This is a genomic window from Longimicrobium sp. (genome assembly GCA_036389795.1).
GTDB lineage: Bacteria > Gemmatimonadota > Gemmatimonadetes > Longimicrobiales > Longimicrobiaceae > Longimicrobium.
This window is the reverse complement of record DASVWD010000229.1, coordinates 1-9,437: the sequence shown is the minus strand read 5'-3', so window position 1 is coordinate 9,437 and position 9,437 is coordinate 1. Positions and strand designations below refer to the sequence as shown.

Below are 9,437 nucleotides of genomic sequence, written 5' to 3'. Positions count from 1 at the left end.
GGGTCTGACTCAGGAACGGGCTCTCTCGCACCAATGAGCTTACCGACCTCTTTGCCGACGCCACCCGCCCAATTTATGCTCCCACACCCGTTTCATCCTCCCTGGTCGCGCGCAGCGCGGTGGTAGACTCAGGATGACATCCGCTTCGTAGAGGACTCGAGATGCAAGGCGAGCTGCTGGCGATCTGGATCAAGCGGGCCCACCGCGGGCCGATGGACCCGGTGCCGTCCGCGGAGCTGGTGGCGGGGCGCGGGCTGGTGGGCAACGCCGACCAGGGCCGCAGGCGCCAGGTCACGCTCATCGAGCAGGAGAAGTGGGAGGAGCTGATGGACCAGCTCGGCGCCGACGCGCCGCCCTCCGCCCGGCGCGCCAACCTCCTGCTGCGCGGCGTGCGCCTGGAGCACACGCGCGGGCGGGTGCTGCGCGTGGGCCCCTGCCGGCTGCGCATCTGGGGCGAGACCCGGCCGTGCGAGCGGATGGACGAGGCCGTCCCCGGCCTGCGCCGGGCGATGGACCCGCACTGGGGCGGCGGCGCCTTCGCCGAGGTGCTCGACGACGGCACCATCCGCGTCGGCGACGCCGCGGCGTGGGAGGATTGATCCGGGTCAGCGGGCGCCCGCCGAGTCGGCCGCGCGCAGGAACCCCCGGACGGCGCGCAGCATCGCCTCCGGGTTGTCCCAGGTGGTGATGTGCGCGGCGCCGGGGATCACCTCGACCCGGGCACCGGGCGTGAGCGCGGCCTGCCGCCGGACCGTCTCCGGGTCCGCCTCGTCGAACTCGCCCACCGTGAAGAGCACGGGCACCCGCGCCGTCGCGAGCTGCGGGACGGCGTTGTACGTCTTGAGCGTGCCCGTGATGGTGAACTCGCTCGGCCCCTGCATGTAGTTGTAGATCCCCTGGTTGAACGACGCGAACGAGCTGTCGAGGTCGGCCTGCACCGGGCGGCGGAAGACGTACTTCCCGTAGAACTCGTTCATCGCGCTCTGGTAGTCGGGGGCGTCGAACTTCCCCTCGGCCTCGCGCACCCGGATGGCGCGCTGCGCGGAGTCGGAGAGCGTGCCGACCAGCCTGCGCGCGTTCCGCTCCCACGCCGGGATGTCGAGCGCCGGGCTGCCCAGCACCAGGCTGGCCACGTGCTCCGGGTGGGCGCGGTAGTACTCCCAGGCGAGGATCGTCCCCCAGGAGTGCCCGAGGAGGTGGACCCGGTCGTAGCCGAGGCTCGCGCGCAGCGAATCGAGCTCGTTCACGAAGTGCGCGATCGTGAACGCCGTCGTGTCGCTGATCGTGTCCGACTTGCCGCTGCCGAGCTGATCGTAGCGGATCACCGGGCGGTCGTCCCCGAGCGCTTCGAGCGGCTTGAGGTAGTAGCTGTTGAGCCCCGGTCCGCCGTGGAGCAGGATCACCGGCGTCCCGCCGCCGCTCCCGCTCTTCCGGTACCAGATCCGCCCGCCCGGCACGGGCAGGTACGCCTCGGCGGCGGCGGACGCGGACGCGGCCGCGCGGGTGCCCGCCGCGCCGGCGTCCGCGCCCGGCGCGGGCTTCTTCTCGCTGCACCCGGTGGCGGCGAGCGCCAGGGCGAGTGGACCGATCCAGGGATTGCGCATGGGGCTGGTTCGCGGATGAAGGTAGGCGACGAGCGCGAGCGGTCCTCCGCGCGCTGAACGGATACGATACGGCGGGGATTCCGGAACGGATTGCCGGTCCCGGCCGGTCAGGCGGGCGATGCCGCCGCGCCGACCTCGATCGCGGCGGCGCCGAGGAGATTGCCGATCTCGTCGAAGAGGCGGTCGCAGCCCTGAGGCAGGAGGTCGGGCTCGAACGGCGTGACGGTGACCAGCATCCGGTCGCCGGCGAACCGGTGCGACCAGGCGGCGACGGCGCGGCCGCCCCGCAGGACCAGCGGGTTGCCGTCTCCCGACGTGGCCCCGGCGCCTCCCGTCTTCGCCTTGCTGTAGGCGAACCCCAGGTGCGCGTCGTCCACGAAGCGCCGCCGGCCGTCGGGCGCGTACCCCATCGTGTACATGTCCCACTTGGGGACGACGGCGACCGCTTCGGGGTCGAGCGGCTCCGCGACAACGAAGGCCGCCTCGTCGTCCGCCGGGAGCAGCAGCCCGCCGCCGACGTCCACCGTCTCCACGCCCGCCAGCGCCTCCGCCGCGCGCTTCTGCGTGGTCCCGCACCACCAGGCGAAGTCCTTCACCCGCGCCGGCCCGAAGGCGCGCAGGTACTCCCCCGCCAGCCACTCGAGCGACTGCAGCGGGTCCGGCTCTTCCAGCGGGCGGCCCAGCCACGCCTCGGCGGAGACGTAGCGAAGCACGTCGGTGCGCAGGGTGGAGCCCAGGCGCAGCACCAGCCCCTCGTACGCCATGAGGCGCAGCGCCGTCAGCAGGCTGGAGCCCATCCCGAACGCCTGCTGCGCCTCGGCCGGGGTCATCGGCTCGCGCAGCAGCTCGCGCATGCGCTCCTTCAGCCGCGCGTACTCGTCCCAGTCCAGCCCCGCATAGCGCAGGCTCCCCGCGAGCTTCTGCACCGGCATCCGCGTGGCGGCGAAGATGCGCGGCGCCGTGTCGGCCGGGAGCAGGTGGATGGAGCCGCGCATGGCGGAGAGCCGCACCACCTCGCGCCGCCGCTCCGCCTCGCCCAGCCAATCACCGTCGAACGAGCGGCTGCGGGCCAGCAGCGTGAGCGGCGCCGACGGGTGGCTGCTGTACACGGCTACGACGCCGCGCAGCGCCTCGGCGGGCCCGGCGGCGGGCCGGTCCAGGAGCTGGCGGCGGTAGCTCCAGGCCCGCAACCGCTGCAACAACTCGGGGGATTCGCTCACGAGACCATCGGCGGGTGAGCGTCAGCTGGAATCGAACCTTCTGTCGGCGCGGAGACGGCCTCCGCGCCGGGGCCGGCGTCGAGGGGCACCAGGTCGCAGAACGCGAACCGCTCGGCCCGCAGCACCACCTCGCCCACGCGGTAGCGCACCGGCCGGCGGAAGCCCGGCCCCGCGGAGACGAAGGTGTGGAACTCGCCCCGCTCGCCGCACGGGTCGATCCCCGCGGGGAGCTCCGCGAGCAGCGCCGCGTCGTAGCCGCGCCCGGCGAACGCGGCGGGGAGCGCCCGGGTGTCCACGCACACCAGCCGCGCGGCGAACCCGATCTCCAGCACCTCCCGGGCGAGCGCATCCGTCGGCTCGCCCCAGAGCGGGAAGAGCGCGCCGAAGCCCAGCGCCGCCACCTGCTCCTCGCGGTAGCGGCGCACGTCCTCCAGGAAGATGTCGCCAAACGCCAGCCGCCGCACGGCGGGGAGCCGCTCCCGCAGCCGGCCGAGCGCTGCGGCCATCGCCGCCTCGTACGCCTGGTTGGAGCTCTCCGGCGGGATGGTGACCTCGTGCACCGGCAGGCCGAGCGCGGCGGCCTGCGCCTGGAGGAGGGCGCGGCGGACGCCGTGGACGCTCACCCGGTCGTAGCCGGCGGTCACGGTGGTGAGCAGGGCGACGACTTCGAGGCCGGGATCGGAGCGCAGCCGCGCCAGGGCGAGCGCGCTGTCCTTGCCTCCGCTCCAGCTCAGGACGATCGGCTCAGGGATCATGGGCATGCAGCGGGACGGGCGCCGCCCAGGCGCGGATGAAGTCCGTCTTCGCCTCCGAGTAGTCCACGCTGTCGCGCACGCGCGCGGCCAGGATCTCCCGCTTGCGGCGCTCGTAGGCGGCGCACAGCTCCGCCGAAGCGCGCAGCCGGTCCCGGAACGCGAGCAGCGCGGCCGCCTCCGGGTCGCCGGCCGCCACCACGTGCACGTGCAGGCGGTAGCGGCGGCCCGCCCGGGTGACGGCGCCGGTGCGCATCGGCCGCTCCTCGGGGAAGGGGTCGCGCCCCGTCTGGCGCTGGAAGCCGAGCGCCGCCAGCGCGTCGCGGGCCTCCGCCAGCCCGCCGGGCGGGTAAAGGAGCAGCAGGTCCACGATCCCCTTCCCCGCGAGCCCCGGAACGGCGGTGCTGCCGATGTGCTCGACGCGGCACGCCGGGAACGCCGCCTCGATGCACGCCGCGACGGCCTCCGCCACCGCGGCGGCCTCGGGATCGGACGGCAGGAATTCCGGGGGGCCCGGCTCGTACGGTTCGATCGGGAGTCCCACGCGCAGGCTCGGGCGTCGAAAGGAGACAGCGGCTCGGCTTCGCCCTAAGTAGCCGGGACCTCACGCGCGCGCAAGAGCGCAGATTCTCTGCTGACTCTGCTGCTCTGCGTGAGCCATTCAGGATCTTGCCACCCGGCCGCGAATCTGTATCTACAGGGAAATCCCTATCATCCAGCCCCGAAAGACCAGGAGCACCGCGGATGGAGACCATGCGGGCGGCGCGCTTCGACGGCGCGACCCGGCAGCTCAGCGTGCGGGACGTGCCGGTCCCCGCGCCCGGGCCCGGCGAGGTGCTGGTGCGGGTGCGCGCCTGCGGGATCTGCCTGTCGGACGTGCACCTGGTCGACGGCTCGCTGCGCCCCACGCTGGCGGAGCTCACCCCCGGGCACGAGGCCGCCGGCGTGATCGAGCGCGTGGGCGAGCGGGTGCCGCGCTGGACGCCGGGGCAGCGCGTGGTGATGGCGGGCGGGAAGGCATGCGGCGCGTGCCCGAGCTGCGCGCTCGGGCGCGGCGAGGGGGAGTGCCTGAAGTTCCAGATCATGGGCTTCGACTACGACGGCGCCTGGGCCGAGCTCGTCGTGGTCCCCCACACCAGCCTGAGCGCCGTCCCCGAGCACATCCCCTTCGAGCAGGCCGCCATCCTGGCCGACGCCGTCTCCACCCCGTACGCCGGCCTCGTCGACCGCGGGGGCTTGAGGCCGGGCGAGTCGGTGGGGCTGTGGGGGATCGGCGGGCTGGGCGTGCACGCGGTGCAGATCGCGCGGATGGCGGGCGCCGCGCTCGTCGTGGCCGTCGACCCGCTGCCGGCCGCGCGCGAGCGGGCGCTGGAGCGCGGCGCCGACCACGCACTCGACCCCGCCGTCGACGACGTGGTGGCCCGCGTGCACGAGCTCACCGGCGGCCGCAGGCTGGACCTGGCGGTGGACCTGGTGGGCGCCAACGCGGTGCTCGCGCAGGCCGCGGAGTGCGTGGGGCGCAACGGCCGGGTGGTGATGATCGGCCTCTCGCCGGAGCCGATCCGGCTGGGCCCGGGCGTGGGCTTCGGCGTGCGGTCGCAGTCGCTGCTGGGGCACCTGGGCTACCGCAAGCGCCACCTGGACCAGCTGGTGGACCTGGTCGCGCGCGGCCGCCTGGACGTGTCGCGCTCCGTCAGCGACGTCCTCCCGCTGGAAGACGTCGCGCGCGGCGTGGAGCGGCTGATGAGGAAGGAGGGGAACCCTATCCGGCTGGTGGTGCGGCCGTAGCCGTGAGTGCGGCCGATCTCACTTCCTGGACTGGGGCGTCGCCCGGTCCTCCACGGACTGCAGGTGACCGCGCACGGCGTCCAGCCCGCCGCGGCGGAAGACGCGCAGCAGCTGCTTGTACTTGTCGTCGAACCAGTAGCCCAGGTCGGACTGCCACAGCCGCTTCGCCAGCAGGTAGGTGAACATCGTCACCTGCCGGTCCTGCCGCGCCCGGTCTTCGGCCAGCCCGGGCTCCATCGGCTCCACCCGGTACGTCTCGGCCACCGGCACCACCAGCAGCTGCGCGTACGGCTCGCCGGGGCGGAAGACGTGCACGGCGCCCGGGGGCGGAGCGCGGAACACGGCGAAGAACTGCCGCGGCCAGAAGCGCTGCAGGTGCCCGGGAAGCGCCAGCGGCACCTCGCCCGACGCGTCCGTGAAGAAGCGGGGGTGCGGCCCCAGGCGGAGCGCGTACCCGGGAGGCGGCAGCAGGTCCAGCGCGGTGGCCATCCCGTAGTGCCCCGCGGCGAAGGCGCCGAACGGGTGCGGCAGCCCCGCCGCCTCCATCTCGGCGGCCACCTCGCCCTCGAAGCGGAGGGCGCCGTCCTGCACGTGGACCCGGCACTCGCTGCGGTACGGGTAGACCAGCTCCAGCCCGTACGTGGCGCCGTCCACGAACGGCTGGCAGTGCCACGGCTGCGCGGGCGCGCCGTCGCCGTGGGCCCGGGAAGGACCGGCCCACCCCGGGATCTCCAGCCGGATCGGGCGCGGCGGCGGCGCGCCGTACACCGTGCGGTAGCGCAGCTCGAGCGCGGGCGCGGCCGCGCGGACGTCGGGGTCCTCGGCGCCGGAGGGTTGCGGGTCGCTCATGTCGGGGGCGGAAGGAGACCGCGGGGGGACCGGGAGCCGGGTGACGATCTGCCTCACCCGGAACCGGGTGCAGCTGCGAGGACGGGAAGCTGGCGTGGACGGGGCCGCCGCGCCAGAGCCAGGGCCGGGTCAGCGGCGGCAGGAGCGCTGCTCATACCATTTTGCAGACAATCGTTCGGGATCGAGATCCGTAACCGAATGTCTCACACGGAGGAAACGGAGTTAACGGAGAACTGCGGGGGTTCTCCGTTGACTCCGTTAACTCCGTGTGAGGCTTTTCGCCCTTCGCCGGAGGATCGGCGGGCGCTTCACCGCTCGACGTCCGTCGCGCCCGCGGTGGGATGGAGGACGGGCCGGTACCCCGCCCGCAGCGCCTCGACCGTCGAGCGCGGGGTGAGCACCTCCACCGTCGCCGGCGGCCGCGCGACGCGGTCCGCGTAGCCGCCGGGGGTCCAGGTCAGGAGCGCGTCCCCGAGCACCAGGAACGGCCGCGGATCACCCGGAAGGGCGACGAACGCCCCGTCCGGCAGCGCGTCGAGCGGGGCCCGTTCGGGCGGGGCGGTGCGCTCCCGGTGGAGGACCTCGTCGACCGCCGTGGCGCTGGGCGTGCCGCCCGGCCCTCCGCCAGCGCCGCCGGCCGCCCAGGCGGCGAGGAACGCGCGGAACGCGGGGCGCCGGCACTCGGCGCACGGCCGGTGGCCGGCCGCGAGCGCCGTGGCCTCGTCCAGGAAGAACAGCTCCGTGTAGCACCCCGGCTGCATCACCGGCCGGCGGCGGCCCTTGAACTCCAGCTCGCAGACGATCCAGCGCTTCAGCTGCCACTCGCGGCGGATGCGCCCCGCCGCGTCGTGCAGGCAGCCGCGGTTGCCCATGAACGTGCCGCGCGCGTCCACGGCGACGAGCTCACCGCGCGGAGTCACCCGGTTCTGGCGAGGCATCCGGCGCCCCAGGGTGGATGGTTCGTCGGGTGTGCGCCTGTGACTTCGCCGTGCTTTACCAGTCGCCCGGCGCCCCGGTCTCCAACGAAAGCCGGTGAATCAGTGCGTTCACCGTCGATGCCGGCCGCTGTCTGCGCCTACGGCAAACACCCCCCCGCACCACGCGTGCAGGGGGGACGAGAACACCGCGCCCCGCTGCTCAGCGGGGCGACGACGGAGCGCTCCCGCCGCCGGTGCGCGGGGCCGCTCGCTCCTGCATCGCCGGCACCTCCAGGCGCACCGTGCGGTCTCCGCGCAGGCGCACCTCGCGGCTGGGGGCGCCCTCCGCGGGCTGCCCGCCGCAGGCCGCCGCCAGCGTCACCAGGGGCGAGCGCGGCGTGGTGATGCTGAAGGTGCGCTCCGCCCCGGCCGGGACCTCGCCCAGCCCGCGAGGCCCGTCCACGCCCTCGGCGTCGTACGAGAGGGTGCACGGCTCGCCCGCCGTGTTGGCCACCGTGACGGCGTACGTGGTCCCCGGCTGGACCCACGGCGTCGCGCAGGCGGCCAGGCCCGCCAGCGTGGCGAGCACGAACAGTGGCATCGGACGCATCGGCTTCTCCTTGCGAGGGGTGGTCCCGCCAAACGCCAACCGTCGGCCCCGCGGCTGCAAAGTCGGTTCCGCGACGCGCGACGGCCGTTCAAAAGCATGTCTCACGCAGAGCAGCAGAGTCAGCAGAGAAACCCCTTCCGTCAACTCTGCCGACTCTGCTAACTCTGCGTGAGAAAAGTCTTTTGCCGGACCTGACGTCACACGGATGAAACGAAACCGCGCCGCCGCGCATCGGGGGATGCACGGCGGCGCGGGCGGTCGTCTTTCGCCTGGGCGAGGGAGGAGCTACGTCCCCTCGTTGTCCATGTTCGCCAGGTAGTTGCCGAGCACGCGGTTGGTGGCGTTCAGCACGGCCACGCTGGCGGAGCGGATCGGGTCCTCGGTGGCCAGCGCCGCGCCGATGAACGACCTGGCGTCCACGTCGCTCTTCAGGAGCACCACCACCAAGTCGGCGTCGAAGGCGCGGAAGGGCTTGATCCCCACCAGCTCGAACTTCACCCGCCCGCCCAGGATGGCGTCCAGCACCCGCAGCGTGGTGAGCGCCGCGAGCCTCAGCTCCAGCGTGGGGCCGCTCTCGCCGTCCATCTCCTCCACGTACGAGCGCCCCGCCCACTCCAGCTCCACCTCGGCCACGGCGCGCCCGGCGCGCGGGCTCTTCAGCCGCGCCGCCACGAAGCGCACCCGCCGCCGCGGCTCGGGCGCCGAGAGGTGGCAGAAGTTCACCTCCACCCCGCTGGCGGGGAGCCCGTGCTCGGTCAGCACCGAGTGCACGTACATCTCCGTGGGACGCGAGTCGGGGCGCTCGGAGACCACGTATACCGTATACGGGGGGCCCTCGATGAAGGCGCGCCGCACGCCTTCGAGCGCCTCCAGGTCTTCGCGGACGCGTTCCAGCGCCGCGGTGTCCAGGGTGGCTGGAGTCATGGCGGGAGAGCGTTGGGGGGTGGGATGGGTATGGACGGAACGTACGCGCGCAGGCAAACGTTTGTCAAGAACCTTGACGGAGCGCACGGGGCCGGGAGAACTCACGATCTCCCGGCCCCGCGCGTCACACCCGCCTCCCAGGCCGTCAGTAGCGCAGCAGCGCCGCCGCGCCCTTGAGGTCGGCCACCTCGCCCGGGTCGGCGAAGGCGATGGCCACGCCCTGCCCCTCGGCCATGCGCACCATCTCCTCCACCACGTCCACCTCCAGCAGCGCGTCGGAGCCGTCGTACGGGCACTTCTCCAGCCCGCGGTCGAAGACGAAGCCGCACTGGCCGCAGCGCACCCCGTCGCGCCGGCCGTCGCGGGCCAGCAGCAGGGTGTCCACGCGCCCCTCCTGGAGCGCGGTGAGGGTGCCGCGGAACCCGGCGGTGGCCATGTAGTCGTGCACCACGCGGTCGCGCACCTGCTCCACCACGCCGCGGTTCTGCGCCTCCAGGTCGGCGGAGAGGTGCGGCTCCAGGCGCTGGATGACCTCGGCCGGGTTCTCGTCCACCGCCATCGGGCCCTGGTGGACGACCTTCTGCAGGAGCGAGTCGGGGAGGAACTCGCGGAACTTGGCCAGGTTCTCCTCGGTGCCCAGCAGCACCAGGTCGTCGGGGCGGTAGCGGGCGTCGAACTCCTCCACCTCGTGCGCGAACTCCTTGAAGAAGTGGCGCATCTCCTCGGCCTTGCGCCGCTGGTAGCGGCTCTGCGAGTAGCCGCCGGCCTGCACG

General features: G+C 73.6%; 11 protein-coding genes. 2 read left to right on the top strand and 9 right to left on the bottom strand.

Annotated elements, in window-relative coordinates:
- The first annotated feature begins 161 nt into the window (after positions 1-161).
- Positions 162-599, top strand: coding sequence for an MOSC domain-containing protein (locus VF746_26960; protein HEX8696086.1), 438 nt, complete (start codon positions 162-164; stop codon positions 597-599).
- 6 nt (positions 600-605) lie between these two features.
- Here VF746_26960 and VF746_26955 read toward each other — a convergent pair whose 3' ends face one another.
- From VF746_26955 to VF746_26940, 4 genes are all read right to left on the bottom strand, one after another.
- Complete coding sequence (locus VF746_26955) at positions 606-1,604, bottom strand: proline iminopeptidase-family hydrolase (protein HEX8696085.1); 999 nt, start codon at positions 1,602-1,604, stop codon at positions 606-608.
- A 107-nt stretch (positions 1,605-1,711) separates the two neighbouring features.
- Positions 1,712-2,824, bottom strand: coding sequence for a winged helix DNA-binding domain-containing protein (locus VF746_26950; protein ID HEX8696084.1), 1,113 nt, complete (start codon positions 2,822-2,824; stop codon positions 1,712-1,714).
- Positions 2,821-3,585 carry a hypothetical protein gene (locus tag VF746_26945; GenBank protein ID HEX8696083.1) on the bottom strand — a complete coding sequence of 255 codons (765 nt, stop codon included), beginning with the start codon at positions 3,583-3,585 and terminating at the stop codon, positions 2,821-2,823. Before VF746_26945 ends, VF746_26950 begins: the two co-directional genes overlap by 4 nt.
- A complete protein-coding gene (locus VF746_26940) occupies positions 3,569-4,120 on the bottom strand; it encodes a GrpB family protein (protein HEX8696082.1) in 552 nt (183 codons plus the stop codon). The genes VF746_26945 and VF746_26940 overlap by 17 nt, the downstream gene beginning before the upstream one ends.
- A gap of 200 nt (positions 4,121-4,320) precedes the next feature.
- Here VF746_26940 and VF746_26935 point away from each other — a divergent pair, with 200 nt between their 5' ends.
- Positions 4,321-5,364: a zinc-binding dehydrogenase gene (locus VF746_26935; GenBank protein HEX8696081.1), complete on the top strand. Its 1,044-nt coding sequence runs from the start codon at positions 4,321-4,323 to the stop codon at positions 5,362-5,364.
- An 18-nt stretch (positions 5,365-5,382) separates the two neighbouring features.
- Here VF746_26935 and VF746_26930 read toward each other — a convergent pair whose 3' ends face one another.
- From VF746_26930 to VF746_26910, 5 genes are all read right to left on the bottom strand, one after another.
- Positions 5,383-6,213, bottom strand: a complete 831-nt coding sequence (locus VF746_26930; GenBank protein HEX8696080.1) for a hypothetical protein — start codon at positions 6,211-6,213, stop codon at positions 5,383-5,385.
- Positions 6,214-6,521: 308 nt separating this feature from the next.
- Complete coding sequence (locus VF746_26925) at positions 6,522-7,133, bottom strand: hypothetical protein (GenBank protein ID HEX8696079.1); 612 nt, start codon at positions 7,131-7,133, stop codon at positions 6,522-6,524.
- Between the two features lie 217 nt (positions 7,134-7,350).
- Positions 7,351-7,740 (bottom strand): hypothetical protein, encoded by a 390-nt coding sequence (locus VF746_26920; GenBank protein HEX8696078.1) that lies wholly within the window; start codon positions 7,738-7,740, stop codon positions 7,351-7,353.
- A gap of 285 nt (positions 7,741-8,025) precedes the next feature.
- Positions 8,026-8,664 carry a hypothetical protein gene (locus tag VF746_26915; protein HEX8696077.1) on the bottom strand — a complete coding sequence of 213 codons (639 nt, stop codon included), beginning with the start codon at positions 8,662-8,664 and terminating at the stop codon, positions 8,026-8,028.
- Between the two features lie 145 nt (positions 8,665-8,809).
- On the bottom strand, positions 8,810-9,437 hold a 628-nt coding region (locus VF746_26910; GenBank protein ID HEX8696076.1), incomplete at its 5' end, for a Vms1/Ankzf1 family peptidyl-tRNA hydrolase.